This window comes from Actinoallomurus sp. NPDC050550 (assembly GCF_040655075.1).
Taxonomy (GTDB): domain Bacteria; phylum Actinomycetota; class Actinomycetes; order Streptosporangiales; family Streptosporangiaceae; genus Actinoallomurus.
In genome coordinates, this window is the sequence record NZ_JBFAJC010000024.1 from 65,629 (window position 1) to 91,550 (window position 25,922).

Consider the following 25,922-nt stretch of genomic DNA (forward strand, 5'->3'; position numbering starts at 1 on the left):
AAGACCGATCCACGTGACGAAGACCCACCACGTGCCGGAGACCGCCTACGAATGACGAAGGCCCCGTCCGGCACAGAGACCGGGCGGGGCCTTCGTGGAGGCTCAGCGGCCGTTGAACGCGTCGCGGAGGCGGGAGAAGAAGCCCTGCTGGCCCGGGGAGAACTTGCCCGGCGGGCGCTCCTCGCCGCGCAGGCTCGCCAGCTTGCGCAGGAGCTCCTCCTGCTCCTCGTCGAGCTTGGTCGGCGTCTCGATGTTCACGTGGATCATGAGGTCGCCGCGGCCGTTCTCGTTGAGGTGCTTGATGCCCAGGCCGTACATCGGGATCACCTGGCCGGACTGGGTGCCGGGCCGGATGTCGATCTCCTCCGGGCCGTCGAGGGTCTCGACGGTCAGCGTGGTGCCGAGCGCGGCGGCGGTCATCGGGACCTGGACGGTGCAGTGCAGATCGTCGCCCTGCCGTTCGAAGATCTGGTGTGGGCGCTCCACGATCTCCAGGAACAGGTCGCCGGCCGGTCCGCCGCCCGGGCCGACCTCGCCCTCACCGGCGAGCTGGATGTGGGTGCCGTTCTCGACACCGGCGGGGATGCGCACCTTGATCGTGCGGCGGGTGCGGACCCGGCCGTCGCCGGAGCACTCCGGGCACGGGTTGCGGATCATGGTGCCGTAGCCGCCGCACTGGGGGCAGGCCCGCGACGTCATGACCTGACCGAGGAACGACCGGGTGACCTGCTGCACCTCGCCCCGGCCGTGACACATGTCGCACGTCTCGGGGTGCGTGCCCGGGGCCGTGCCGGCGCCCGAGCAGTTGTTGCACACGACGGCGGTGTCGACCGTCAGCTCGCGCGTGGTGCCGAACGCCGTCTCGGACAGGTCCAGTTCCACGCGCACGGTGCCGTTGCGGCCCCGCCGGGCCCGGCTGCGCGGCCCTCGCTGGGTGGTGGTGCCGAAGAAGGCGTCCATGATGTCGCTGAACGGGAACCCGGCGCCAAAGCCACCGGCTCCCGCGCCGGCGCCGGCGGCGAACGGGTCGGCGCCCAGGTCGTACATCTCGCGTTTCTTCGGATCGGAGAGCACCTCGTACGCCTGGGTGATCTCCTTGAACCGATCCTGCGTGGCCGGATCGGGATTCACATCCGGGTGCAGCTCACGCGCGAGCCTTCGGTAAGCCTTCTTGATCTCGTCCGCACTGGCGTCCCGGCGCACCCCAAGGGTCGCGTAGTAGTCGTTCGCCACTTACGACCCCGCCAGAATCTGACCGACGTAACGTGCCACTGCGCGCACTGCTCCCATCGTCCCGGGGTAGTCCATCCGCGTCGGACCGAGAACGCCGAGCCGGGCCACGGCCTGGTCGCCCGCGCCGTACCCGGTGGCGACCACCGAGGTCGTGCGCAGGCCCTCATGCGGGTTCTCGGTGCCGATCCGCACGGTGAGGCCGGAGGGGTTCTCCGCCTCGCCGAGCAGTCGCATCAGGACGACCTGTTCTTCCAGGGCCTCCAGCACGTCACGGAGGCTCTGGGACAAGTCGGCGCGGGCGAGGTTCGCCGCACCGCCGATGATTATCTTCTCTTCGTGCTTCTCCACGAGGCTCTCGAGGAGGACCGACAGCACCGTCGCGGCCAGGGGCCGCTCGCCGACCGGAACCTGCTCCGGCAGGTCGGCGAGCGCGTCGGGCACGTCAGTGAGCCAGCACCCGTCGAGACGCGCGTTGAGCAGCGCCCGCAGGTGCGCGATGGCCTCGTCGGAGACGTCCTCGTGGGTCTCGATGGCCCGCTGCTCGACGCGGCCGGTGTTGGTGATGACCACGAGCAGGAGCCGCTGGGCCGCGATCGGCACCAGCTCGACGTGCCGTACCGACGAACGCGTCAGCGAGGGATACTGCACGACGGCGACCTGCCGCGTCAGCTGTGCCAGCAGCCGGACCGTACGGCTCACGACGTCGTCGAGGTCGTAGGCGTTGGCCAGGAACGTCTCGATGGCGCGCCGCTCGGCCGCGGACAGCGGCTTGATCGTGGACAGCCGGTCGACGAACAGCCGGTATCCCTTGTCGGTCGGAACACGTCCCGCGCTGGTGTGGGGCTGGGCGATGTAGCCCTGCTCCTCCAGTACGGCCATGTCGTTGCGGATCGTGGCCGGCGAGACGCCGAGATTGTGCCGGTCGACCAGCGTCTTGGAACCCACCGGCTCGTGGGTGGACACGTAATCTTCGACGATGGCTCGCAGCACGGCCAGTTTTCGATCGTCGAGCACGCACTCACCTCCCGTGTCCACAGCCCTTCAATCTGGCACTCTTCTCCTCTGAGTGCCAAGTGTACGGCTCGGCGGCACGCACGAGGAGACGCCGGTGGATCACGTTCTCGCGTCGAGCATGACAGAGTCACTCGTGTGACCTGGCACGAGATTGCGGAACGTTGTTTCCAGCGCCGTTATTCCGACTTCGACGTGACCGTGGGGGTCGTCGTCGGGGCCGAGGGCGCCGTCGTCATCGACACCCGCGCGAGTGTCGCACAGGGCGTGCGGCTGCGCGACGACGTTCGGCGGCTCGGCGTCGATGATCCCGTCGTCGTCAACACCCACGGCCATTTCGACCACTGCTTCGGCAACGCCGCGTTCGCCGGGGAGCGGTGGGGACACACGTCGGTGCCGGACTACATGGCGCACACCGCGCGGCCGATGCTGGCGCGTGAGTTCCCCGGGTGGGCGGAGAAGGTCGAGACCGACCTGCTGCTCGCGCCGGACCACCTCGTCACCGACCGCGCCGAGCTCGACCTGGGCGACCGCGTCGTCGAGCTGCGCCACTTCGGCCGGGGCCACACGGACGGCGATCTCGTCGTGTGGGTTCCCGACGCCCGGTGCGCGTTCACCGGCGACCTGATCGAGCAGTCGGGCCCGCCGTCGTACGGCGGCGACTCGTTCCCCCTGGAGTGGCCCGGCACCCTGGCCGAGCTGCTGCGGGCCGTGGACGGCGTGCTCGTGCCGGGGCACGGGGAGCCCGTCGATCCGGAGTTCGCGGCCCGCCAGCGCGAGGAGATCGACCTGGTGGCCCACCGGGTGCGGGAGACGCACGCCGCGGGGCTGGACGTCGAGGAGGCACTCGGCTCGGGCGACTGGCCGTACCCGGCCGAGGCGCTGCGCGAGGCGGTCCGGCGCGGCCACGACCACCTGGACCCGAGCCCTGGATCAGGATGAGCCACCGGGAGGGCCCGATCCGGTGCGCCGCCGGGTGATCGGACCGGCAGGACATCAGGGTGAGCCGCCCGGACCGGACTGACAAGGGCTCATAGCGAGCCGCCCGGACGATCGGGGCGGCGAGGGATCAGCGCGAGCCGCTCGGACGGCTGACTCGCTCGCCCCGTGACCGGTACGGTGCGACGAGTGCGGAGCAAAGACTATGGACGCGACGTTCTGTCCGGCGACTGGCGCCGCCCGAAGAAAGGGCAGATCCCGGAGGTCGCCGCCGAGCCGGGTCTGGTCGCCGAGGACCCGTCGAGCGGTTTCTGCGGCGCGGTCGTCGCCTGCGAGAAGGACGCGGTGACCCTGGAGGACCGGTTCGGCAAGCGCCGGGTCTTCCCTCTCGCCAAGGCCGGGTTCCTCATGGACGGCAAGCCGGTGACGCTCGTCCGTCCCGTACGGGCGGCGGGGCCCGCGCGGTCGGCGTCCGGCTCGATCGCCGTGCCGAACCTCCGGGCCCGCGTCGCCCGGGAGAGCCGGATCTACGTCGAGGGCCGCCATGACGCCGAGCTCGTGGAGAAGATCTGGGGGCACGACCTGCGGGTCGAGGGCGTCGTCGTGGAGTACCTCGAGGGCGTCGACCACCTCCCCGACATCGTCGAGGAGTTCGGCCCCGGGCCGGAACGCCGGCTGGGCGTGCTCGTCGACCACCTCGTGACCGGTTCGAAGGAGAGCCGCATCGCCGACGCGGTCTCCTCGCCGTACGTCCTGGTCACCGGTCACCCCTTCATCGACATCTGGGAGGCCGTGAAGCCGTCGGTGCTCGGCATCCCGGAGTGGCCCCGGGTGCCGCGCGGGACGTCCTGGAAGGAGGGTGTCATCGCCGCCCTCGGCTGGCGGGGCGAGCCGGGCGAGGTGTGGCAGGCGATCCTCGGCCGGGTCCGCGCCTACACCGACCTGGAGCCCGCGCTGCTCGGGCGGGTCGAGGAGTTGATCGACTTCGTCACCGTCCAGCAACAGGACTGAGGACGCCGCAACCATCCCGCGCCGGCGTACGTCTCATACACTGCGACCTCTTTCGGTCACCCCCCGACATCTCCTCATGTTCCGCTAGAAGGGACACCACCAATGACCTATGGCCAGCAACCGGGCTACGGACGGCCCGGCCTCGGCGGACCGGGTTACGGGCCCGGCCCGGGAGGCCAGGCGTACGGACCGGGGCACGGAGGCCAGGGCCATGGACAGGCACCGGCCCAGGGCCACGGGCCGTCGCCGTACGCCCAGCCCGGGTACGCGCCGGGAGGCTACGACCAGAGCGGATACCAGCAGCAGCCGTACGCCGCACCGCACGGGCAGCAGGCCCCGCCGGCCGCGGGCTACGGCCCGCCCAAGCCCGCGAAGCGGCGCCGCGAGCCGACGCCCACCGGCGGGCCGGTCACGGACGAGGACGAACGCTGGGCCGTCCCGGCCTACGTCGGGATCTTCGTCGCCGGGTTCATCGCCCCGGCCATCGTCTACCTCCTCAGGGGCCGTTCCTCGCGGTTCGCGCGCTTCCACGCGGTCCAGGCGCTCAACCTGTCCATCGCGATGACCGCCTGCAACATCGCCGCCTTCGCCGTGACCTACTTCATCGGCCCACAGGGCCTGCTCATCACGCTGGCGGTGCTGGCCATCGAGTACTTCTGCGTCGTCAAGGCCGCGATCGGCGCGAACCGCTGCGAGTGGTACCGCCTGCCCTCGATCGCCGCCTGGCCGATCCTGCGATAGGGATGTCGTGTGAGCGAGCCACAGGACCCCCGGCCCTCTTTCGAACCGCCGGACCCGGCGCTGAGCGGCCCGCCCTCCACTCCTCCGCCTCTCGGCGGTCCCCCGCCCGAACCCTCATGGCCGGGACCGCACGACACTCCGCCCGGCCGGCCGTCCTACGAGGCCCCTCCCGGCCAACCGCCGTACGGCGGCCCCCCGGCGCAACCAGGGCCGTACGGCGCCCCTGTCGAGCCACCGGCCCAACCGGGGGCGTACGGGCCACCGACCGAACCGCCCGCACTACCGGGGGCGTACGGCACCCCGGCCGAACCGCCCGCACTACCGGGGCCGTACGGGCCACCGACTGAACCGTCGGCACATCCGGGGGCGTACGGCGCGCCGGCCGAGCCGCCGCCGTATGGACGGCCCTACGGCGGCCCGCCGGCAGGGTCCGGGCCGTACGACGCGCCGCCCGGTCCACCAGCGCACGGTCCCGGGTACGGCAGCCCTCCGCACCCGCCCGGCCCGCCGTACGGCGGGCCTCCCGTCCCGTACGGCTACGGGCCGCCGGCGTACGCCACCCCGGGGATCACGGCGGCCGACGACACGACGTGGGCGCTCATGGCCTACGTCGGGCAGTTCGCGATCGGATTCATCGCGCCACTCATCGTCTACGCGTCGCGCAAGGACCGGTCGCCGTTCGTCCGCCAACACGGCGCGCAGGCGCTGAACCTCGCGCTGACCAGCCTCATCCTCACGTTCGGCAGCATCCTGCTGATCGTCGTCACGCTCGGGATCGGCGCGATCGTCGTCCTCCCGGTGCTCGTGGCGTACGGCGTGGCGCACCTGATCTATCTGATCATGGGCGCGGTGCGGGCGAGCAAGGCCCAGCCGTACGTGATCCCGAAGTGGCTGTGCTGGCCGATGATCAAATGATCGCGGCTCGTCAGGGCGTCAGGTCGCGGACGACCGCGTCGGCCAGGAGCCGCCCGCGCATGGTCAGCACCGCGCGTCCCGCCTCGTAGGCTTCGGCGACGAGCAGGCCGCCCGCGACCGCGCGGCGTACGGCGGCGTCGTCGAGCAGGTCGAGGGGGCAGCCGTCGGCCAGGCGCAGTTCGAGCATCACGCGTTCGAACCGCCGGTCGGCGGTGTCCAGAACCTCCCGGGCGTGCGCCGGCGTGGTGTCGGCCGCGAGGCGGGCGGCGTAGGCGGCGGGGTGCTTGACGTTCCACCAGCGGGTGCCGCCGACGTGGCTGTGCGAGCCCGGGCCGACCCCCCACCAGTCGCCGCCGGTCCAGTACAGGAGGTTGTGCCGGCAGCGGGCGTCGTCGTCCGCCGCCCAGTTGGAGATCTCGTACCAGTTCAGCCCGTGGGCGCCGAGGGTGCGCTCGGCGGCGAGGTAGCGGTCGGCCATGGCGTCGTCGTCCGGCGCTGCGACCTCACCACGCCGCACCTGGGCGGCCAGCCGGGTGCCCTCCTCGACAATCAGCGCGTACGCCGAGACGTGATCGGGACGGGCCTCGAGTACGGCGTCGAGGCTGGCCTGCCAGTCGGCGTCGCTCTCCCCCGGCGCACCGTAGATGAGGTCGAGGTTCACGTGCTCGAACCCGGCCTCGCGCGCCCACCGGACGCACTGCTGCGGCCTGCCGGGCGTGTGCGTGCGGTCGAGGACGGCCAGCACGTGTTCCTGGGAGCTCTGCATCCCGAAGGACATGCGTGTGAAGCCCGCCTCCCGGAGGCCCGCGAGGTAGCCCGGATCGACCGTTTCGGGGTTGGCCTCGGTGGTCACCTCGGCGTCGGCCGCCAGCCCGAACTCCTTGCCGATCGCGTCGAGGATCCGGCCCAGGTCGTCGGCGGGCAGCAGGGTGGGCGTGCCGCCTCCGACGAAGACGGTCGCGACGGGAAGGTCGACGTCGCCGAGCACGCGGCGGGCGAGACGGATCTCGGCGATGGCCGTGTCGGCGTACGCCTCGCGTGACGCGCCCCGGAGCTCGGTCGCCGTGTAGGTGTTGAAATCGCAGTAGCCGCAGCGGGTGACGCAGAACGGCACGTGCACGTAGAAGCCGAACGGGCGGTCACCGAGACCTTCGAGGGCGCTGCCGGGCAGCGCGCCGTCGCTGGGGACCGGATCTCCATCGGGCAGAGTCGAGGGCACCCCTCAAGTCTGCCGCCACCGGACGAATGCCCGGGACGGCGTATGAGTGCCCGGGACGGCGTACGAGGGTGCTCCGATGATCAGGAGGTGGCCGGATCTCGAGGCTCCTCAGTAGCCGAACTCCGCCCACACCGTGGTCCGGCCGGCGCACCGGGTCACGCCCCAGCGGTCCGCGAGGGCGTCGACGAGGAGCAGCCCGCGCCCGTGCTCGGCGTCGATGCCCGGTTCGCTCCTGCGGTGGGGTTCGCCGTCGATCACGCCGTCGTTGATGACCTCGGCCCGGATCCGGTGGTCCGCGGCGGCGAGCCTTATCGTGAACCGGCCGCCGGCTCCGCTGGGGGTGTGCCTGATCGCGTTGGTGGCGAGTTCGCTCACGCTGAGGCCGACGCCGTCCAGAGCGGGGTGGTGGGAGCCGAGTACGTCCCGCACGAATTCACGGCTCACCGCGACCGACCACTCCGTCCCGGGCAGTGCGATCACTCCGATGAGCGTCATAGCGGCCGGAGCGCTGCCGTCCGGGACACACGGATGGCGGGGGTGTGCTTCCGGTCGCGCTATGGCAGCATCCACAACTCCTCCCTAAAAAGACGGAACGACCTCATTCCCCTCGGGGCGGACGAAAACCCGGATCGCCGGTTACGGTTTTTCGGACGGAGCAGATGAGCGGTCCCTTATCGGCCGCGAACCCTTACCCATGGGCGTCCGCCCTCGCCGCGGTGAGGTTCGTCACAGTGCCCCTCCCGGCGCGGGAGGCTGCCGGCCTCAAGAACCCAGCCGGTCCAGTCCCAGGCCGGCGGCGAGCTCCCGCCACTCCGTACGGGGCAGCCCGCTCCGGTCGTCGGTGAGCACCTGGAGGACCGCATGGTCGGCGCCCGCCTCACGGTGAGCGGCGATCCGCCGCCGTACCGTCTCGACGTCGCCGCACGCGACGGCCGCGTCGATCAGGCGGTCACTGCCGCCCTCGGCGAAGTCGTCCTCGCTGAAGCCCAGTCGCAGCAGGTTGTTCGTGTAGTTGGGCAGCTTCATGTAGAAGCCGAGGTGCCGCCGTGCCGTCGCACGCGCCCGCTCGGGATCGGTGTCGAGGACCACCTTGATCTCGGGGGCCAGCATGCGGTCCGGGCCGAGGATCTCCCGCGCCAGCGCCGTGTGCTCGGGCGTCACGAGGTACGGGTGCGCGCCGGCCGCGCGGTCCCGGGACAGCGCGAGCATGCGCGGCCCGAGCGCGGCCAGCACGCGCTCGGATCGCGGAACGCCCGCGGCGTCGAGCCCGTCGAGGTACGCGACCATCGCCGAGTACGGCCTGCGGTAGCCCTCGGCGAGGCCGGCGTGGCTCGCACCCAGGCCCAGCAGGAACCGTCCAGGATGGGCCGCGGACACCGCCTTGTGCCGCGCCCCGACGTCGGCTGCGTCGTACTCCCAGATGTTGAGGATCCCGGTGGCGACGACCACCCGGGAGGTCGACTCCAGCACCGGCTCGGCGTGGTGCACCCCCGGGCTTCCGCCGAGCCAGATCGCGTCGTACCCGAGCCGTTCGAGCTCCGCCGCCGCGTCCCGGATCTCGCCCGCAGCGTTCGGATCGTCGTTGCGCAGCCCGAGGCTCCAGATGCCCACCCTGCCGACGTTCACCATCGTCTTCCTCCAACCGTCTCGGCCGACCGCTGTCACGGTCAGCCTGCCCCGGTGGAGCCGATCCGAAGACGCGTGAACCGGTCCCGGCGCGCCGGGCGGGAGCGGCCGAGACGGTCCGGCGGCGCGGTGACTACTTCTTCTTCTCGGCGGTGGCCGCGCCGGTCGACAGCGCGGCGACGAAGGCCTCCTGCGGGACGTCGACCCGGCCGATGGTCTTCATCCGCTTCTTGCCCTCCTTCTGCTTCTCCAGCAGCTTGCGCTTACGGGAGATGTCACCGCCGTAGCACTTGGCGAGGACGTCCTTGCGGATGGCGCGGATGTTCTCCCGGGCGATGATCCGCGCGCCGATCGCCGCCTGGATCGGAACCTCGAACTGCTGCCGCGGGATGAGCTCCTTGAGCTTGGCCGTCATCATCAGGCCGTACTCGCGGGCCTTGTCCTTGTGGACGATCTGGCTGAAGGCGTCCACCGACTCGCCCTGCAGCAGGATGTCCACCTTGACCAGGTCGGACTCCTGCTCGCCGCTCGGCTCGTAGTCGAGCGAGGCGTATCCGCGGGTGCGCGACTTCAGCTGGTCGAAGAAGTCGAAGATGATCTCGGCCAGCGGGAGGGTGTAGCGGATCTCGACGCGGTCCTCCGACAGGTAGTCCATGCCGAGCAGGACGCCGCGCCGGCCCTGGCACAGCTCCATGATCGCGCCGATGTGGTCGCTCGGCGACAGGATGGTCGCCTTCACGATCGGCTCGTACACCGCGGCGATCTTGCCCTCGGGGAACTCGCTCGGGTTGGTGACCCGGTGCTCCTCGGCGTTCTCCATCTCCACGCGGTAGACGACGTTCGGCGCGGTGGAGATGAGCGACAGGTCGAACTCCCGCTCCAGCCGCTCGCGCACGATCTCCATGTGCAGCAGGCCGAGGAAGCCGCAGCGGAACCCGAAACCCAGCGCCAGGGACGTCTCCGGCTCGTAGATCAGCGCGGCGTCGTTGAGGCGCAGCTTGTCGAGCGCGTCGCGCAGCTCGGGATAGTCGTCGCCGTCCACCGGGTAGAGGCCGGAGAACACCATCGGCTTTGGATCCTGATAGCCGCCGAGCGGCTCCGCCGCCGGGCCGGAGGCGCTCGTCACCGTGTCGCCCACCCGGGCCTGACGGACGTCCTTCACCCCGGTGATGAGGTAGCCCACCTCGCCGACGCCGAGACCGGTGACCGGCTTGGGCTCCGGCGAGATCACACCCACCTCGAGGGTGTCGTGCGCGGCCTTCGTGGACATCATCAGGCTCTTCTCGCGCCGCGACAGGTGCCCGTCGATGACTCGCACGTACGTGACGACGCCCCGGTAGGTGTCGTACACCGAGTCGAAGATCATCGCGCGGGCCGGAGCGTCCGGGTCGCCCACCGGCGCCGGGACCGTCTCGAGGATGTTGTCGAGCAGGTCCGCGACGCCCTCGCCCGTCTTGCCCGACACGCGCAGCACCTCGGACGGGTCGCAGCCGATGATGCCGGCGAGCTCCTCGGCGTACTTGTCCGGCTGTGCGGCGGGCAGGTCGATCTTGTTGAGGACCGGGATGATGTGCAGGTCCGCCTCGAGCGCGAGGTAGAGGTTGGCCAGCGTCTGCGCCTCGATGCCCTGCGCCGCGTCGACGAGCAGCACCGCGCCCTCACACGCCGCCAGCGAACGCGACACCTCGTACGAGAAGTCGACGTGGCCGGGCGTGTCGATCAGGTTGAGGACGTGGTCCTTCCACGGCAGGCGCACGGCCTGGCTCTTGATGGTGATGCCGCGCTCGCGCTCGATGTCCATCCGGTCGAGATACTGAGCGCGCATCTGACGCTCCTCGACCACACCGGTCAGCTGAAGCATGCGGTCGGCGAGCGTCGACTTGCCATGGTCGATGTGCGCGATGATGCAGAAGTTGCGGATCACCGCGGGATCGGTCTGGTTCGGTACGGGCGGCACCGGGTTCCTCAAGAAGTGGCGGATCTAGCGTCTTCCATGGTCCCATGCCGGGCGCCATGCTCCCGCCGCGCGTCGCCCGACCCGCGGACGCCCTCTCCGCGACCGGTCGGCGGGTTCGGTTTGGGGAGGGGCCGGTGGGGTTGGTAGGCTGTTCCACTGCGTGTGGGCGCGACAGGTCCCGCGCCCCCATCCCATCGACTTAAGACCTGAGGCTTCTTTCGTGGCGAACATCAAGTCCCAGATCAAGCGGAACAAGCAGAACGAGAAGGCTCGCCTGCGCAACAAGGCGGTCAAGTCCGAGCTGAAGACCGCGATCCGCAAGTTCCGTGAGGCCGCCGAGGCCGGTGACGTCGAGGCCACCCTGGCCGAGCTGCGCCACGCTTCGCGCAAGCTCGACAAGGCCGTGAGCAAGGGCGTCATCCACAAGAACCAGGCCGCCAACCGCAAGTCGGCGATCGCCAAGCGCGCCGCCGAGCTGCAGGCCGCCAAGTAAGACAGACCGAAGCGTCACCGACGCCGTGCCCGCTGGTCCGGGCGCGGCGTCGCTGTGCTTGCCTGCGCCCCGGCGCCCGGTCGCAGTCGGCCGTGCCGCCGTCGGCGAATCGGCCCTCGATGCCGCACCACGGGTCACCATGAGCGCCTACTCGCTCGGCGCCGGTCCCGGCCCGGTCATCGTCTCCTGAGCACATACGCTCCCGGACCGCGTCCGGGCGGCGGTGCCGGGCCGGCGATCGTCGCCCGACGCGGTCATGGGTGCGTCGCCGTCATCGCCCGTTCGACGTCGGTCCAGGTCGGCGTGGCCTCCACCCAGTCCGGCGGCGAGTCGCCCTGCGGGCCGAACAGATAGAGGTGCGGCACCAGGCCCCGTAGCGCGTTGTGCACGCCGAGGCGGTCGTCGATCATGTGGGTGATGCCGAGTTCCGCGCAGTGAACGGCCTTGTCGGCGCGTTTGCGGCAGAACCGCACGTTGCCGCGCGGGACCCCCGTACGCCGGTAGAAGTCGTTGTGATCGAGCCAGTCCAGGGTGCGCCGCTGGACGCGTTCCCCGCACTTGGAGATCACCCATACCCGTCCGCCGAACCGTGAGACGATCCGGGGCAGCACGTCGAACGCGCCGGGCGTTGGCGGAGTGCGCATCGCCTCCTCGAACCCGCCGCTCAGGAAGACGGTGTCCTCTTCTCCGGGTTCGACCGCGCCTCCCTGGACGACCCGGCCGAAGTCGACGCCGAGACGTGGCTCTCTGATCCTGTTCATGAGGATCAGGTTGCGGTACGGGCCGACCCGCGCGAAACGGAATTATCGCCGGGCGGCTGCCTCTCTACCGGTGGTCAGCGGCCCGCGCGGGCGGCGACGATCTGGGCGACGGCCTTCTCCAGCGCGTACGCCGGATCGGCGCCGCCGCCCTTGACCTGCGCGTCGGTCTCCGCGACCACCTGCAGCGCCCGCGCCACCCCGGCCGGCTCCCAGCCGCGAAGCTGCGCGCGCACCCGGTCGACCTTCCAGGGCGGCATGCCGAGCTCCTTGGCCAGTCCGGCTCCGCGCAGGCCGCGCGGCGCGCCGCCGACCTTGGCGAGGGAGCGCACCCCTTGGGCCAGCGCACTCGTGATCAGTACGGGCGCGACGCCGGTGGCCAGCGCCCAGCGGAGCTGCTCGAGGGCCTCGGCGAGCTTCCCCTCCACCGCCCGGTCGGCCACGGTGAACCCGCTGACCTCCGCACGTCCCCGGTGATAGCGGGCGACGGCCTCGTCGTTGATCCTGCCGCCGGTGTCGGCGACGAGCTGACTGCACGCGCTGGCCAGTTCCCGTAGATCCGTGCCGACCGCGTCGAGGAGGGTACGGGCGGCGTCCTCGCCGATGTTGCCGCCGGCCCGGCGGACCTCGGCGCGGACGAAGCTCACGCGGTCGCCCGGCCGTGTGATCTTCTGGCAGGTGACCTTGCGGGCGCCCGCCTTGGTGAACGCGTCGAGTAGTGCCTTGCCCTTGGCTCCGCCCGCGTGCACGACGACCAGGTCGATGTCGTCGGCCGGGTTCGCCGCGTACCGTCCGATCTCGGCGGCCAGGTCCTTCCCGAAGTCCTGGGCCGAGCGGAGGACGACCACGCGCCCGCCGCCGAACAACGAGGGCGACGTCAGCTCCGCCAGGGCGCCCGGCGCCAGGGTGGCAGGGGTCAGCTCGTGGACCTCGACGTCGGGCTCGCGGGCACGGGCCGCGGCGACGACGTCGCCGATCGCCCGGTCGACGAGCAGCTCCTCGTCACCGACGACCAAGGTGAGACGTTCCGAAGACACGCAAGCAGCATGCCATGTCGCGGCATGCCGCATGGCCCGCCTGCGGCCGTCAGGACGGGACGTCCCACCGGTTCGGGCGGAAGGCGACGGCGCGCATGTCGCCGATGTCGTCGTTCTTCGGGTCACCCGGCAGCCCCGTCAGCCGGGCGAGTGCCCACCAGGTCAGCGGACGGACTTCCTTGTACTCGACGAGCACTGCCCGGCGCTCCTCGTGGGACAGGAAGCGATGCTCCGGCTCGAGGAGGCGGAGATGCCCGATGCGGATCTCGAGGGCACGGCCGGCCCGGAGGTTCTTCACCCAGTCGGCGCGGTTGCCGCACCCGGAGAACACGATGACCTCGCCGGTCTCATGGTCGAGCTTCACGACCTCCAGCACGGTCTCGCGGCGCAGCCCGCTCAGCCGCCCCTGGTGTGCGAGATAGAGGAACCGCTTCCCCAGAAGAAAACCGAGGTCCCGGTGGTAGAACCACAGCGGGGTACGCGCGATACGAGGCAGGAATCCGTGCGGTTGGGGGACTCGGGACGTTCCTCGGGGCATTGTCCAATGATGCCCGGTGATCAGGACATCTCGGCACAGGCGAACGGTGTCGATACGGAACCGGGATGCCTCACGCGACCCTCAGCCATACGGCGGCGCGGCAGGCTCCAGGACCCTGCCCACGGCACGGCGGACTCCAGCCACGCCGAGGGCACGGGGGATTCCCGGGCCCGCCGACAGCGCGACCCACTCCAGCCACGCCGAGAGCACGGCGGATTCCCGGGCCCTGCGGACGGCGCGAGGCGGCTCCCCGCACTCGGTCGCGGTGGATGGGCGGGCCGCTCCGGCCAAGTCCCGGCGCCCGGATCGGTCAGGTCCGGAATCCAGGGAGCCGCCCATGGGTTGTTCGAATGTGCTCGAACTCAATGACATACGCCTGTCCGTGCTCGACCTCGTGCCGGTGGACACGCAGACCACCCCCGGTGCCGCGCTGCGAGCCAGCATCGAGCTGGCCCGTGCGGTGGAGCGACTCGGATATCACCGGTTCTGGGTCGCCGAACACCACAACATGCCCGGTATCGCCAGCTCTTCGCCGCCGGTCCTGATCGCGCATCTCGCCGAGGCGACGTCCACGCTCCGGGTCGGCTCGGGCGGGGTGATGCTGCCCAACCACGCGCCTCTGGTCGTGGCAGAGCAGTTCGGCATGCTCGAAGCACTGCACCCGGGCCGCGTCGACCTCGGCATCGGCCGGGCGCCCGGCACCGATCAGGCCACCGCGTACGCGCTGCGGCGGACCGCCGACCTGGACGTCGAGGACTTCCCACGGCACCTGGCGGAGTTGAGGGCGTTCCTCGCCGGCTCCTCCCTCGGCATCCGGGCGGTGCCCGCGGGCGAGAACCCACCGGAGATCTGGCTGCTGGGTTCGAGCGGCTACAGTGCGCAGCTCGCGGGTGCGCTCGGGCTGCCGTTCGCGTTCGCCCACCATTTCAGCGCGCGGTTCACCGAGCCCGCGCTGGAGCTGTACCGCTCGACGTTCCAGCCGTCCGAGTCGCTGTCCCGTCCGCGTGTCATGGTGACCGCCGCCGTCGTCGGCGCCGAGACGGACGAGGAGGCGGAACGGCTGGCCGCTCCCATAGGCCTGTCGATGCTGCGGCTCCGCGCCGGGAGACCCGGTCTGCTGCCGACGCCGGAGGAGGCGCTGGCCCACCCGTACACGCCCCAGGAACGCGAGGCCATCGGCGCGATCACGGAGTCGCACGTGATCGGCGGCCCCGAAACGGTTCGCAAGGGGCTCCTTGAACTGCTGGACCGCACCCGCCCGGACGAACTGATGATCTCCACGAACGTCGGTGATCCGGCCGCGCGACTGCGCTCGTACGAGCTGGTCAAAGAGGTCCTCACCACGAGTGGATCGCAGGATCCGGCCGCCGTCTGAGACCGTTTCACCGGGACCGGAGGCCTAATCCGATTAGGCCCAAGGTCTCTTCACCACATAAAGACCGACGAACATACTGACCGTCTGATCCGGTCGCGCATCGCGGGGAATGACGCACGTCGAAAGGTCTTCGTGGTGAAATTCAAAAGCTCCGGCCGTCGCCTGAGCCCGCTTCTCGTCGTCGCGGCCATAACGTCGCTGGCCGCTTGCTCGTCCCCGGCCGAACGGTCATCGGCGGCCGCACCCGCACGCGCCGACGCGGGATCAACGAATGTCTCCGCAGTGAAACTCGACGTCAAGCCGCGGGAGGTCGCGGCCGTCAAAGAGGTCGAGACATACGACGATGTGCCGACGATGACCGCTTCATCGGACCTGGTGATCCGCGGCCGCGTCACCCGGATCACTCCTGGCCGCCACATCGGCAGCAGCGGCATGGACGGGCAGCGCGTACGGGACGTGGTGATCACGGTCGAACAGGTCTTCCTCAACAAGACCGGCACCACGCCGGCCACGGTGACGCTCGACGAGTGGGGCTGGGACGACCGCGGGCACGGCTTTCAGATCGAAGGCGTCACCTGGAGCAAGACCGGAGACGAGAACTACTATTTCCTCCGGAGGATCGACGAGGGACCGGCGCGGTTCCGGCTGGTCAGCACGCAGGGACGCGTGTCGGTCAAGAGCTCTCGACTGGCCCCGACCGCGGCGGAGGACAACCCCATTCACGAAGCGGTCGAGAGGCAGTCGGAGACCACTTTCCGCACCTCCTTGCGAAAGGCCTCCGACGAGTACCGCGCCGGCCACCTCCGCGCCGTCCCGGTGCCTCGATAGCGAACGCCAAGACTCAGTCGATCCTCACGGAAGGCGCATGACGATTATGCGAATCTCTTCGGCGCGCATCGCGGCCATCGCCGGCTGCACGGCGGTCATCGCCGTGTTCGGGGCTCCGGCATCTTATGCGGACCACCAGTTCAAGGGTTCGGGACTCCCGGACAACAAGACCCAGGACTTCCAAGGGCACAGCCTGACCGCCAAGGGCACGGCGGCGATGAAGCACGGCAAGCAGCAGCTGGAGCGCAGCAAGATAACGACGAAATGGGGAAGTGGCGACATCCACTTCTTCGACGGGAAGTACGGAAACACCGGCTGGTTCGGCCAGACACGGTGCGAGGTTCGTAACGGTCCGAAGTGCGGAAGCTTCAGCGTCCATTTCAATCAATCCGCGATGGGGTCCCGCTCGACGAGCGCCTGGGAGAGCCTCGGCTGCCACGAGGTGGGCCACACCGGAGACCTCGGCCACCGGAAGAGCAACAAGTCCTGCATGATCGACGGCAACTCCTTCCCACGGAACTACGACTCGCACGACATCTGGGCGATCAACAAGACGGTCTAACGCCGTCCCCCAGTCGAACCGCAGGCGCCTCGTCAGCGCCTACTGCATGCGCCTCGTCGGTGCCGACCATCGGCAAGCCGCACGCGACTCCCCGGACCCGGCCACCGGCGACGCGCACGCCGGGCGTTCAGTCAGCCGCGTGAGGCCGTGCTGCGGTGGGGCCGTACCGCGCGGCAGGACAGGAGCCGCGTGATCCCGTTATCCGGATCCCGGTCGCCGGGTGACGACCGTGGGGCCGTCGTGGGAGCCGATGACGGCGATGTCGCCGTCGCGGTCCGTGCGGTAGCTCCGCAGACCGATGCGGGCCAGAAGGGCCATCGTCGCGGGTGCCGGATGACCGTAGTCGTTGTCCACCCCGACCGATGTGACGGCGATGCGCGCATGCGCGGCGGCCAGGAAGTCAGGATCCTGGTGAGACGATCCGTGATGTGGAACCTTCAAGATGGTGGCCTGAGGCATCCCGGCCGCCAGTAGTCTCCGCTGTGCCTCGGTCTCGACGTCTCCGCAGAGGAGCGCGCTCAGGCCCGGCCAGCGGGCGAGGAGCACCACGCTGGCATCGTTGACCAGCGTTCCGGGGTCGCGGGTCGACACTCGCAGGGTGGTCAGGGGGCCGATGACGCCGAGCGTCAGCGGCCCGACCCTCCAGACGTCACCGATGCCCGCCGGGCGGACCCGCCTCCCGGTGAGCAGACGACGCTCCTCCCCTTCGCTGTCCGGACTGATCACGGTCTCGCCGACCGCGCGCCCGCGCAGGACGCCGCGCACGCCGTCCACGTGGTCGGCGTGCGGGTGGGTCAGCACGAGCAGCGGCACGGCACGGATCCGAAGGTCGCTCAGGCAACGGTCGATCGGCCGGGGGTCGGGACCGGTGTCGACGACCACCGCCCGGCCGGGCCCCGCCGCCAGCACGAGCGCATCGCCCTGGCCGACATCGCAGGCCACGAACCGCCAGCCGCGTGGCGGCCAGCCAGGTGCCCAGACGTGGACGATCAGGGCCACGACGGCGACCCCGGCCATCGCGGCGGCGGCGACCCTGCGCGCCCCGGGCCGACGCAGGGTGAGCGCGCCGACGATGAACACCACCGCCAGCAGCGCCGCCCCGACGGGCCCGGCCGGCCAGGCGACCGCGGCGTACGGCGCGCGGGCGCACACCCGTGCGACGCCTGCGATCCAGCCGACCGCCAGCCCGGCCGGTACGACGATCCATCGGGCGATGGACAGGGACATCGGCGCGACGGCGGCGGCCAGCACACCGAGCAGCGTCGCGGGCCCCACCGCCGGAGCGGCCAGCAGATTGGCCGGCACGGCGACCAGGCCCACCTCGCCGTCGAGCAGGACGAGCACCGGGGCACAGGCGACGTGCGCCGCGGCGGACACCGCCAATGGCTCCGCCAGCATGCCGGCCACGCGGCGAAGGACACGCCCGGGCACGCTCCCCGGCAGCCACCGGGCCAGGCTCCGCCGCCACGGGGGCGCAAGGATCAGAATGCCGACGGTCGCCAGCGCCGACAACGCGAAGCCGTACGAACGGGCGAGCCCCGGGTCGAGCAGGACCAGCACGAGGACGGCCGCGCAGAGCGCCGGGACCCCACGGCGCTCCCGGCCGGTCACGACGGCGAGCAGGGCGACGGAGCCCATGACGGTCGCGCGCAGGACGCTCGGCGACGGTCGAGCGACGAGGACGAACCCGAAGACCGTCGCCCCGGCGAACAGCGGAAGGGCGCGGCGGCCCAGCCCGGTGAGGCGGCCCGCCATCAGGACGGCGCCGATCAGCAGGGAGAGATTCTCGCCGCTGACCGCCATGAGATGCGTGAGCCCGGCCTTCTCGAACGCGTCGGCGAGCTCAGGGTCGAGGAGCGACGTGTCACCGTCCACCAGACCGGGCAGAACACCGCGCTGGTCGGCCGGGAGCCGGCCTACTGCCGCCCGCAGCCGTGATCGGATGACGCTCGCCCACCGCTGCGGGAGCGACGGCCCGCCGACGACCGTCGGCGGCCCGCGGACCAGGCCGATGGCCGCGAGCAGCTCCCCTCGGCGCGGGACGACGAGCCGCGCGGTCAGGCGGACGTGCTGACTCGGCACCAGCGATCTCCATGCCTCGTCGCCCGCGAGCAGGAGGACGGGCACCCGAACCCGCCGCCGATCGACCTCCTCCACCCGCACCGGCACCAGAACGGTCGTGCGCCGACGCGCCGATCCCGCCTTCACCGACACCGCCGGGTCGCCGGTCACCACCGCGTCGAGGGTCGCCGTTACCTCCCGTACCGCCAAGGCCCGGACCGGCCCGGACCCCACCGCGGTCAGCCGGAACCCCACCCCCACCGCCGACGCCGCGACGCACACCAACGCGCCCGCCACGACCCGCCGAAAGGCCACACGTCCCAAGGCCGAGCGCCCGCCAGCCGACAGATCCCCAGCCGACAGATCCCCGGCCGGCAAATCCGCAGCCGACCGATCATTGGCCGACATGCCCCTGACCGACCCGCCCACGGTCGACCCACCCGTGACGGACCCACCCACGCTCGACCCGCCCCTGAGCGACCGGCCCACCGCCGACCCACCCGTGACGGGCCGGCCCACGATCGCCCCGCCCCCGCTCAAGCGGCCTCCGGCCAACCGAGCCCATGTCAACCTGCCTCTGGCCGACCGGGCCGAGGCGCCGACGACGTAGGAGGTCTGGTCTCGAGCCGAGATGGCCACCAGGAGCACCGCCCCGAGGGCCGCGACCGCAGCAGTCGCGTACGCCACGGCGGCGTCGGTCCCGAGCAGCACGAGGGCCGCCAGCCAGGCACCGACCGCCGGGGCGGCCAGTCGCAGGTCGTGACCGCCGCCCGTCGGGGGCCCGCTCCCGGCCCCCTCACCGTCCCCCGACACCGGGCCACCGACCGCGCGGCCATTCTCCAGCGGCGAGCCCTCGGCCGCTCGACCGTTCCCCGGCAGCGCACCACCTGCCAGTGGCCCCTCTCCCGCCACCTCACCGTTCCCCCGCACCCGACCCTCCACCGCTCCGTCGTCCCCGACACTCCTCATCTGCCAGGGCCGCCTCCGGGCCGCCCACCGTTCCCCCGCACCCGGCCCCCGATCGCTTGACCGTTTCCCCCGGCACCGCACCACGTGCCGCCGGCCGATCCACGACCCGCCCCACCGGTTTCCGGCAGCCGGCTCTCGACCTCCGTTTCCCCGACATGCGTCCCTCGGCGGGCCCGCTGTTCGCTGCCCCTCTGCCACCCGTCGACGGCGCGCTCCCCCCCACCGCCCGGCCGTTCCTCGGACGCCCTGCCGCTCGGCAATGGTCCACCGCGACCTCCCTCGCGTTCCGCAGCACTGGTGCCCCTGATTGCCCCGCCGCTCCGCGGCACCGGGCCCCCGACCCCTCCGCAGCGCCGAGCACTTCTCGGCCGTCCCGGGCACGCCGCCGACCGCCAGCGGTACCTCCCCGGCTGCTCCGCGGCTCCCCGGCACCGGGCCGCCCGTCGGTGGCGCAGCCCGACCGCCCCTCTGCCCTCAGTCGGCGCGCCTGCGGTCGGCGCATCGCGGCTCGGTTCGGAAGGGCCGGTGAGCCATCCGTGACGGTGCGTTCACACGGTCACGAGCCCTTTGAGGTCCCCGAACTTGGCGGCTCCGATGCCGGACACCTGACGCAGCTCGTCGACCGAACGGAACGGTCCGTGCTGGGTGCGGTAGTCGACGATGCGCTGGGCCAGCACGGGACCCACGCCGGGGAGCTGGTCGAGTTGGGCGGCATTGGCGGTGTTGAGGTCGACCGGCGTACCGCCCGGAACCGTGGCGCCGGGCGGCGCCCCGGGTGGGGCGGCGGGCGCGGGCGGGGCGCCCACTCCGACGAGGATCTGCTCACCGTCCACGACGCGGCGGGCCAGATTGAGCGTGCCCGTCTCGGCGCCGGGCCGGACCCCGCCGGCCGCCTTGATCGCATCGATGACCCGGGCGCCGGCGGGCAGGCTCACCACACCCGGATGCCGTACCTTCCCGGCGACGTCGATCAGCACCGGCGACAACGAGGAGGTCGGTGCGGCGGCCACGGTCGGCACGGCGGGGCTCGGCGCCGACGCGTCCATCGGAGCGGACCGGTGCGCAGCGGGACTGACGACGACCGGTGGGGCCGACCGGGGCTCCGGACGCGACCACCAGAGATACGCACCCGCCACGAGCGCCGCGACGAGACCGACGACCGCCAGCACACGGATCCCCGGGACGCCCGGGTCGAGCCGCACCCGCTTCCCGGGGTTCTGGGGCGAGGCCCGTAACACCGCTCCCGGCGGTTGCGGGTCCGCGTCGTCGGGCCCGAACGACTGCGGCGGACGGAAGACGTCACGTAGTCGATCAAAGGCGCTGCCATCGGAGCTGGACATGAGCCCGACGCTAACGGGCCGATGACCCACCGCGACCAACTCGATGCGGACTGTGGATAACTCGCTCCAAGCGGCGAGGGACGGCCATGCGGACCGGGCCGAGTGCGCGATGACCGCGGCCTCTCTCCGGTGGGGAGTCACACAGACCTCATCGGACGACCCGTGATCGATGCCGTTGACGACTCCTCGAACATGAGTCATGAAGAGTAGGTCGGCCGGGGAACCGGATATCTAATCGTGTGGTCTAATTCCGGCGTGAGCGACACCTTGCCTGTGATCGGAGTCCCATGAGCGAGAACCGCATCGACATGCTGTTGAACGGCTCATCTGATCAGACGGCGGACGCGGGCTCTCACACCGGATCCGCGGATCCCTCGTTGGCCACCCGGCAGGGAGGGAGCGTCCAGAACACCGCGGCTCCCGACCGATACACGGTCCCGAGCGGGACGGACGCCGGAAAGGGTCAGGTGCCGTCCGACTCCGACGCACAGGTGTTCGTCGACGGGCACGCGGTCGCGGCCGGTGACGACGGCTTGAAGGTCGATGTCCTGGCCGATGGCTCCGCGAAGGTCTCCCACTCCGGCACCGGTTCGGACGCGGGCGGCGCCGGACAGCACGGGGCCGCCTCCGAGAAGGGTCACGGCCAGCAGAGCGACGGTCGGCCGGGAGCCGAACACGCTCACCACGGTGACGGTTCGTCCGGCAAGGACCTCACGAACGGCGTGTCGAACACCGACCACCCTTCCGGCAAGAATCTCACGAACGGCGTCGCGGACACCGGCCACCCTTCCGGCAAGGGGCAGGACCAGCAACCGCAGCACATCAAAGGTGAGGGCGCGCACGCCGCCGCGGCGGACCTCTCCGAGCACGGCTTCGGGAAGCACGCACCTCAGGTCGTCACCACCAAGAACCCCGATGGCAGCCTCGACGTCCTTATCCGCAAGGGCCCGCACAACCCGCATGACATCCGCGTCCACGTCGATCCGGGCAAGCACGTCTCGATCGACGTGTCACGCGGCAAGCACGGAGACGTGAAGGTCAAGGTCGACAAGGCCAAGCCGGGTGACGGTACGTCAAAGGACGGTCAGGGCAAAGCACCCGGAGCCGACCCGAACGGCAAGGACGGGACAGGCCAGGACGGTAAGGGCAAGGACGGCGACAAGGCCTCCTCGCCGAAGACGCCGTCGGCCGGGGGCGGCAACCCTTCCGGAGGCGGCGGCAGTCCTTCCGGGGGCGGCGGTCCGTCGGGGGGCGGTGGCCCTTCAGGAGGTGGGGGCGGTAAGCCGACCACTCCACAGCCGCCGAAGGGTGCGGGCGGCGGGCAGCGCAACGGCGATCCTCAGGCGATCAAGAAGCTCGGCGACGACATCGACCGCGATGCGGGCAGGGCAATGGACACCGCGCACGAGAATGCGTCCAAGATCAGCGTGGGCTGGCCGGCGTTCGGCGTGCTCGGTTTTCCGCTGAACATGGCGCACAACACCGTACGGGACAGCGCGACCGACTACGTGAAGATGGGCCGGTCCATGCTCACGAGCTGGCAGCAGACGCTCGGCACGAACGCCAAGACGTGGCAGGACGGCGAGAACGCCAGCACCGTGCAGACGCAGCAGTGACGGCCGGCTTGGTCACATGAGGAGAACGTCGACATGAGCATGTTGGAAAAGGGCAAGTGGATGTGCATGGTGGCCATCGCGGAGACGATGTGGGCCGCAAAGGTGGTGCCCGCAGCCTGGCCCCTGATCCCCGAGATGTTTCTGGCGTACTCGGATCCCGGTCAGATGGACAACGCGGGCAGCGACTGGAAGACGACCGCGCATCAGCTCCAGGAAGTCGGCACGAAGTTGGACGAGCTGGCCAAGGGGGTGCCTGAGGACAAGTGGCAGGAGGGCGGCCGCGAGGCGTTCCAGACGGCGCTGGACAAGTACAAAGAGGAGCTGACGAAGGTTCATCAGTTCACCGATGACGTCGGCGGGATGCTGAAGATCGCCGGATACGCGTTCTTCGCGTTCGCGGTGCTCGCCCTCGCCATCGGGACGCTCCTCGCGGTATGGGCGACTCTCATCGCGGCGAGCGTGTGGACCATCGTCGGCGGGGTCACGCTGGAGTCTGACGCCACCATCTTCGCCGCGATGTGCGACACCATCGTGTCCGCCTCCTGCGTCAGCCTGAAGACCGCCATAATGACGATCGCCGGCATCATCGGCGCCGGTATGGGGGTCTACATGTACTCAAGCCACAAGGCGACGAACCCGACCGGTAAGGGCCCGGTCAACTTCCAGCAGGCGACCCTCATGCCGTCGAGCCCGGGCATGCCGACGGACCCGAACACGCAGGTGCCGCCGACGAACTGATCTTTGGTGACGCCCAGCGCCGGGCGGTCGTCCTTCCCGGCGCTGGGCGGATGCTCACAGGCCGAGGCGTTTGCGGACGGCGTCGACTTCGCCCATGACATCCTGCATCGTACGGTCGTAGGCGGCCTGCGCCTCTTTCACCTTGGCCATGGCGGCGTCCCGGTCACCGACGAGCTTCATCGGATTGTCCGCCTCGCCGAAGACCTCGCTCATGACCTCCCCGACCTGACGCTGCAGGTCCTGCGCCGCCTCGTGGACCGTCGCCTTGATGGCGGCCGCGAGATCCTTGGATCCCATGCGCAAGGCCCGTGGATCGATGTCGAGATCGGTCAGCCCACCGGCCATGGTGTACGTCGCCTTGACGCGTCCGTCGGCACCCTCCGCCTGCCCGACGAGGTCGGCCAGCTGCTCCTGCATCTCGTGGACGCGCGCCATACGTTCGTGCGCCCCGCTGAGCAGCTTGTCGACATCGATATTGGCGAAATCCCCGAAACTCTCCACGGCATCCCCCTCTATATTCACCCGACTGCCGATTATCGCCTTAAACACCATCCGGGCTCCACAAAACCGCACGCCGCCGGCTCCGCGGCCGTGCATCCCGCCGCCGTTCGCCTCTACGACCGTGTGGGAGGTTACGTGCTGCCGCCCGAGCCATGACGACATGCGACGCCCCACCACCGATCGTGGATGGCTCACTGCTCCCGGCGGGACACGACCACGCCGAGCATTCCCGGGCCGACGTGCGCGCCGATGACCGGACCCACCTCACCGACGTACAGGTCGTGCACCTGCGGGATGCGTTCCCGCAGGTGACCGGCGAGGGCGGCGGCCCGTACGGGCGCGGCCAGGTGCTGGACGGCGGCGTCGACGGGGCGGTCGCCGGCGAGTTCGACGGCCAGTTCCTCCAGCCTGGCGAGCGCTCGCGAGGTGGTACGGACCTTCTCGAGCGGCGCGATGCGCCCGTCGGCGATGCGCAGCAGCGGCTTGATCATCAGTGCGGAGCCCAGGAGGGTCGCCGCCGCGCCGATCCGGCCGCCCCGGCGCAGATGTTCGAGCGTGTCGACGTAGAACAACGAGCGGGTCGCCCGGATCCGGCGTACCGCGGCATCGGCCACGGCGTCGAGGTCGCCGCCGGCGACCGCCGCCCGGGCAGCGGCCAGGACCGAGAAGCCGAGCCCCATGCCGAGCGATCGGCTGTCCACTACGCGAACCGGGATCGGCGCCTCCTTGGCGGCCAGCCGAGCCGACTCGACGGTACCCGACATCTCCGCGGACAGGTGGACGGACACCACCCCAGAGGCCCCCGACTCCGCCGCCTTGCGGAAGGCGTCCGCGAAGCTCTCCGGCGACGGCCGGGACGTCGTGACGGGCCGCCAGTCGCGGAACCCCTGGGCGGCCTCGGCAGCCGTACGGCCCAGGCCCTCCTCGAACGTCTCTCCGCCGACTCCGACCTGCAACGGCACGACGGTGACGCCGTGCGCCGCGACCAGTTCGTCAGGGAGGTAAGCGGTGGAATCAGTGACGACCGCGACCGCTGCTGTCATACCGGGAGTGTAGGGCTGTAAGCGACATAAGCGTCTGAACCCGGAAGGCCGCGCGTCACCGTCGCCGAGCCGTGCAGCCAGGTCTCGGCGGACATGGCGGCGCCCTCCGTAACCCGCCGACGCCGCTCAAACCGAACGCTCCGTGTGACCGCCGCCGACCTCGGCGGCGAAGTCATGCTGCACCCCGGGCGGCAGACTCGGCTCCAGCATCCGTATGGCGACGATGGCGAGGCAGTCGATCATGCCAAGGGCGACCCACGGCAGGGCGCGGTGGAGGTCGAACAGCGTGGCGAAGAACGTCGGCGCGATGATCCCGGCGATGGTGAATGAGTATTGGTAAGCGGCCATGTAGCGGCCCCTGAACTCGGGGGGAGACATCGCGGTCGCGAGCGCGATCGAGACGGGCGCATGCAGCATTTCGGCAAGGGTGAACAGTGCTGTGGAACCGACCAGCACGGGGATCACCCAGGCGTGGCGGCCTGGCGCGAGACCGGACAGCAGGAGGCACCACACGGCCCACAGGGCGGCCGCGGTCATGACGGCTCGGGTGCGCCGGTAGCCGGCGAGCCGTTTGACGACGGGGGCGGCCAGGACCGAGACCAGAACGGTGTTGCCCACGAAAAGCGCGGAGGTGATCCACGCCGGCCCGTGCAGGCCGGTGAGTACGAAGGTGGGCAACCCCAGGGCGAGCATCATGCTCGTCATCGCCAGGACCGTGTTGATGCCGGTCAGCGCGAGGAACGGACGGTCTCGGAGGAGCGTTCCATATCCGGACCGGGCTTGTTCGCCTTCGTGGCGGAACCGTGGTGCGCGGACGAAGACGGTGATCGCGGCGGCGGCCACGGTGAAGCAGGCGGCCGCACCGTAGGCGACGGCGCGGTAGGCGACGGCACGGCCGTCAGCCGCGACGGCGCCGGTGATCAGACCCCCCACGCCGAGTCCTACGGTGCGGGTCGTGTTGGTCCAGGCGAACCACGAGTCGGTGCTCAGGGTGGAGGTGCTCGCGTCGGCGTAGTCCGCGACCGCGGTGAAGATGCTCGACCAGAAGAACCGCACGCCCACGGCCACCAGGCTCGCCGCGAGAAAGATGCCGACCGGCTCGTCGACCCGACTGTAGGCGAGGAAGCCCAGCGCCTGCATGACCTGGGCGGCGACGACCAGCGGCACCGCGCCCAGCCTGTCGGCCAGCGCACCGGCCCAGACGGGGACCGGCAGTGTGACGACGTTGGCGACGCTGATCAGGATGCCGAGGAGGCTCAGCGGCACATCGGTGAGCCGGGTGAAGAACACCAGGGACAAGGGGAGGAAGAGCCCGTTGCCGACCGCGTCGATGAGCAACGCGCCGATCAGAACGACGCCTCCGCGTGCCTTCCTCGAACCGGCCGTCTCCGAGGTCGTCTTATTGATCACG

At 70.8% G+C, this 25,922-nt stretch carries 25 protein-coding genes; 11 read left to right on the forward strand and 14 right to left on the reverse strand.

The window, feature by feature from the left end; translation table 11 throughout:
* Positions 1–102: 102 nt before the first annotated feature.
* The gene (gene dnaJ, locus AB0I04_RS29615) at positions 103–1,233 is read right to left on the reverse strand and encodes a molecular chaperone DnaJ (protein WP_360891421.1); all 1,131 of its coding nucleotides are present in this window, start codon (positions 1,231–1,233) and stop codon (positions 103–105) included.
* A complete protein-coding gene (gene hrcA, locus AB0I04_RS29620) occupies positions 1,234–2,247 on the reverse strand; it encodes a heat-inducible transcriptional repressor HrcA (protein WP_360891424.1) in 1,014 nt (337 codons plus the stop codon).
* Positions 2,248–2,382: 135 nt separating this feature from the next.
* Here hrcA and AB0I04_RS29625 point away from each other — a divergent pair, with 135 nt between their 5' ends.
* The 4 genes from AB0I04_RS29625 to AB0I04_RS29640 all read left to right on the forward strand — a co-directional run bounded on the left by AB0I04_RS29625 (position 2,383) and on the right by AB0I04_RS29640 (position 5,850).
* A complete protein-coding gene (locus tag AB0I04_RS29625) occupies positions 2,383–3,186 on the forward strand; it encodes an MBL fold metallo-hydrolase (RefSeq protein ID WP_360891427.1) in 804 nt (267 codons plus the stop codon).
* Positions 3,187–3,372: 186 nt separating this feature from the next.
* Positions 3,373–4,194, forward strand: coding sequence for a DUF3097 domain-containing protein (locus AB0I04_RS29630; protein ID WP_360891429.1), 822 nt, complete (start codon positions 3,373–3,375; stop codon positions 4,192–4,194).
* Positions 4,195–4,296: 102 nt separating this feature from the next.
* Positions 4,297–4,935, forward strand: coding sequence for a DUF4870 domain-containing protein (locus AB0I04_RS29635; protein ID WP_360891432.1), 639 nt, complete (start codon positions 4,297–4,299; stop codon positions 4,933–4,935).
* Positions 4,936–4,944: 9 nt separating this feature from the next.
* Positions 4,945–5,850, forward strand: coding sequence for a DUF4870 domain-containing protein (locus AB0I04_RS29640; protein ID WP_360891435.1), 906 nt, complete (start codon positions 4,945–4,947; stop codon positions 5,848–5,850).
* Between the two features lie 10 nt (positions 5,851–5,860).
* Here AB0I04_RS29640 and hemW read toward each other — a convergent pair whose 3' ends face one another.
* The 4 genes from hemW to lepA all read right to left on the reverse strand — a co-directional run bounded on the left by hemW (position 5,861) and on the right by lepA (position 10,652).
* Positions 5,861–7,069: a radical SAM family heme chaperone HemW gene (hemW, locus tag AB0I04_RS29645; protein WP_360891438.1), complete on the reverse strand. Its 1,209-nt coding sequence runs from the start codon at positions 7,067–7,069 to the stop codon at positions 5,861–5,863.
* Positions 7,070–7,177: 108 nt separating this feature from the next.
* On the reverse strand, positions 7,178–7,549 hold the full coding sequence (locus tag AB0I04_RS29650; RefSeq protein ID WP_360891442.1) for an ATP-binding protein: 372 nt from the start codon (positions 7,547–7,549) through the stop codon (positions 7,178–7,180).
* A 282-nt stretch (positions 7,550–7,831) separates the two neighbouring features.
* Positions 7,832–8,698 (reverse strand): LLM class F420-dependent oxidoreductase, encoded by an 867-nt coding sequence (locus tag AB0I04_RS29655; RefSeq protein WP_360891445.1) that lies wholly within the window; start codon positions 8,696–8,698, stop codon positions 7,832–7,834.
* A gap of 130 nt (positions 8,699–8,828) precedes the next feature.
* The gene (gene lepA / locus AB0I04_RS29660; protein ID WP_360891448.1) at positions 8,829–10,652 is read right to left on the reverse strand and encodes a translation elongation factor 4; all 1,824 of its coding nucleotides are present in this window, start codon (positions 10,650–10,652) and stop codon (positions 8,829–8,831) included.
* A gap of 220 nt (positions 10,653–10,872) precedes the next feature.
* Between lepA and rpsT the strand changes: the two genes are divergently transcribed.
* Positions 10,873–11,145 carry a 30S ribosomal protein S20 gene (gene rpsT, locus AB0I04_RS29665; RefSeq protein ID WP_345431584.1) on the forward strand — a complete coding sequence of 91 codons (273 nt, stop codon included), beginning with the start codon at positions 10,873–10,875 and terminating at the stop codon, positions 11,143–11,145.
* Positions 11,146–11,399: 254 nt separating this feature from the next.
* On the opposite strand, the gene AB0I04_RS29670 is transcribed toward rpsT, so the two are convergent.
* The 3 genes from AB0I04_RS29670 to AB0I04_RS29680 all read right to left on the reverse strand — a co-directional run bounded on the left by AB0I04_RS29670 (position 11,400) and on the right by AB0I04_RS29680 (position 13,478).
* Positions 11,400–11,906: a hypothetical protein gene (locus AB0I04_RS29670; protein WP_360891451.1), complete on the reverse strand. Its 507-nt coding sequence runs from the start codon at positions 11,904–11,906 to the stop codon at positions 11,400–11,402.
* 74 nt (positions 11,907–11,980) lie between these two features.
* Entirely contained in the window at positions 11,981–12,940 is a 960-nt protein-coding gene (gene holA / locus AB0I04_RS29675) for a DNA polymerase III subunit delta (protein WP_360891454.1), read from the reverse strand.
* 49 nt (positions 12,941–12,989) lie between these two features.
* A complete protein-coding gene (locus AB0I04_RS29680) occupies positions 12,990–13,478 on the reverse strand; it encodes a hypothetical protein (protein ID WP_360891457.1) in 489 nt (162 codons plus the stop codon).
* A 337-nt stretch (positions 13,479–13,815) separates the two neighbouring features.
* On the opposite strand from AB0I04_RS29680, the gene AB0I04_RS29685 reads away from it, so the two are divergent.
* The 3 genes from AB0I04_RS29685 to AB0I04_RS29695 all read left to right on the forward strand — a co-directional run bounded on the left by AB0I04_RS29685 (position 13,816) and on the right by AB0I04_RS29695 (position 16,243).
* Positions 13,816–14,853, forward strand: a complete 1,038-nt coding sequence (locus AB0I04_RS29685; protein WP_360891460.1) for an LLM class flavin-dependent oxidoreductase — start codon at positions 13,816–13,818, stop codon at positions 14,851–14,853.
* 282 nt (positions 14,854–15,135) lie between these two features.
* Positions 15,136–15,681 carry a hypothetical protein gene (locus tag AB0I04_RS29690; protein ID WP_360891463.1) on the forward strand — a complete coding sequence of 182 codons (546 nt, stop codon included), beginning with the start codon at positions 15,136–15,138 and terminating at the stop codon, positions 15,679–15,681.
* 37 nt (positions 15,682–15,718) lie between these two features.
* Positions 15,719–16,243: a hypothetical protein gene (locus AB0I04_RS29695; protein WP_360891465.1), complete on the forward strand. Its 525-nt coding sequence runs from the start codon at positions 15,719–15,721 to the stop codon at positions 16,241–16,243.
* 198 nt (positions 16,244–16,441) lie between these two features.
* Here AB0I04_RS29695 and AB0I04_RS29700 read toward each other — a convergent pair whose 3' ends face one another.
* Positions 16,442–18,619, reverse strand: coding sequence for a ComEC/Rec2 family competence protein (locus AB0I04_RS29700; RefSeq protein WP_360891468.1), 2,178 nt, complete (start codon positions 18,617–18,619; stop codon positions 16,442–16,444).
* Positions 18,620–18,710: 91 nt separating this feature from the next.
* Between AB0I04_RS29700 and AB0I04_RS29705 the strand changes: the two genes are divergently transcribed.
* Complete coding sequence (locus AB0I04_RS29705; RefSeq protein WP_360891471.1) at positions 18,711–18,914, forward strand: hypothetical protein; 204 nt, start codon at positions 18,711–18,713, stop codon at positions 18,912–18,914.
* Between the two features lie 907 nt (positions 18,915–19,821).
* On the opposite strand, the gene AB0I04_RS29710 is transcribed toward AB0I04_RS29705, so the two are convergent.
* Positions 19,822–20,613 (reverse strand): helix-hairpin-helix domain-containing protein, encoded by a 792-nt coding sequence (locus tag AB0I04_RS29710; protein WP_360891474.1) that lies wholly within the window; start codon positions 20,611–20,613, stop codon positions 19,822–19,824.
* Between the two features lie 287 nt (positions 20,614–20,900).
* On the opposite strand from AB0I04_RS29710, the gene AB0I04_RS29715 reads away from it, so the two are divergent.
* Positions 20,901–22,229 carry a hypothetical protein gene (locus tag AB0I04_RS29715; RefSeq protein WP_360891477.1) on the forward strand — a complete coding sequence of 443 codons (1,329 nt, stop codon included), beginning with the start codon at positions 20,901–20,903 and terminating at the stop codon, positions 22,227–22,229.
* Between the two features lie 33 nt (positions 22,230–22,262).
* Positions 22,263–22,967: a hypothetical protein gene (locus AB0I04_RS29720; RefSeq protein ID WP_360891480.1), complete on the forward strand. Its 705-nt coding sequence runs from the start codon at positions 22,263–22,265 to the stop codon at positions 22,965–22,967.
* 54 nt (positions 22,968–23,021) lie between these two features.
* On the opposite strand, the gene AB0I04_RS29725 is transcribed toward AB0I04_RS29720, so the two are convergent.
* The 3 genes from AB0I04_RS29725 to AB0I04_RS29735 form a co-directional block, all read right to left on the reverse strand.
* On the reverse strand, positions 23,022–23,519 hold the full coding sequence (locus AB0I04_RS29725; protein ID WP_360891483.1) for a YbaB/EbfC family nucleoid-associated protein: 498 nt from the start codon (positions 23,517–23,519) through the stop codon (positions 23,022–23,024).
* Positions 23,520–23,659: 140 nt separating this feature from the next.
* Positions 23,660–24,511 (reverse strand): DegV family protein, encoded by an 852-nt coding sequence (locus tag AB0I04_RS29730; RefSeq protein WP_360891486.1) that lies wholly within the window; start codon positions 24,509–24,511, stop codon positions 23,660–23,662.
* A gap of 126 nt (positions 24,512–24,637) precedes the next feature.
* Positions 24,638–25,921: an MFS transporter gene (locus AB0I04_RS29735; protein ID WP_360891489.1), complete on the reverse strand. Its 1,284-nt coding sequence runs from the start codon at positions 25,919–25,921 to the stop codon at positions 24,638–24,640.
* Position 25,922: the final 1 nt, after the last annotated feature.

Bases quoted from the DNA above. Each gene is read 5' to 3' on its own strand.
- AB0I04_RS29635 (WP_360891432.1), top strand. From the start codon at position 4,297: ATGACCTATGGCCAGCAACCGGGCTACGGACGGCCCGGCCTCGGCGGA.
- AB0I04_RS29655 (WP_360891445.1), bottom strand. From the start codon at position 8,698: ATGGTGAACGTCGGCAGGGTGGGCATCTGGAGCCTCGGGCTGCGCAAC.
- AB0I04_RS29670 (WP_360891451.1), bottom strand. From the start codon at position 11,906: ATGAACAGGATCAGAGAGCCACGTCTCGGCGTCGACTTCGGCCGGGTC.
- AB0I04_RS29680 (WP_360891457.1), bottom strand. From the start codon at position 13,478: ATGCCCCGAGGAACGTCCCGAGTCCCCCAACCGCACGGATTCCTGCCT.
- AB0I04_RS29685 (WP_360891460.1), top strand. From the start codon at position 13,816: ATGGGTTGTTCGAATGTGCTCGAACTCAATGACATACGCCTGTCCGTG.
- AB0I04_RS29695 (WP_360891465.1), top strand. From the start codon at position 15,719: ATGACGATTATGCGAATCTCTTCGGCGCGCATCGCGGCCATCGCCGGC.
- AB0I04_RS29705 (WP_360891471.1), top strand. From the start codon at position 18,711: ATGCCCCTGACCGACCCGCCCACGGTCGACCCACCCGTGACGGACCCA.
- AB0I04_RS29710 (WP_360891474.1), bottom strand. From the start codon at position 20,613: ATGTCCAGCTCCGATGGCAGCGCCTTTGATCGACTACGTGACGTCTTC.
- AB0I04_RS29715 (WP_360891477.1), top strand. From the start codon at position 20,901: ATGAGCGAGAACCGCATCGACATGCTGTTGAACGGCTCATCTGATCAG.
- AB0I04_RS29720 (WP_360891480.1), top strand. From the start codon at position 22,263: ATGAGCATGTTGGAAAAGGGCAAGTGGATGTGCATGGTGGCCATCGCG.
- AB0I04_RS29725 (WP_360891483.1), bottom strand. From the start codon at position 23,519: ATGGTGTTTAAGGCGATAATCGGCAGTCGGGTGAATATAGAGGGGGAT.
- AB0I04_RS29730 (WP_360891486.1), bottom strand. From the start codon at position 24,511: ATGACAGCAGCGGTCGCGGTCGTCACTGATTCCACCGCTTACCTCCCT.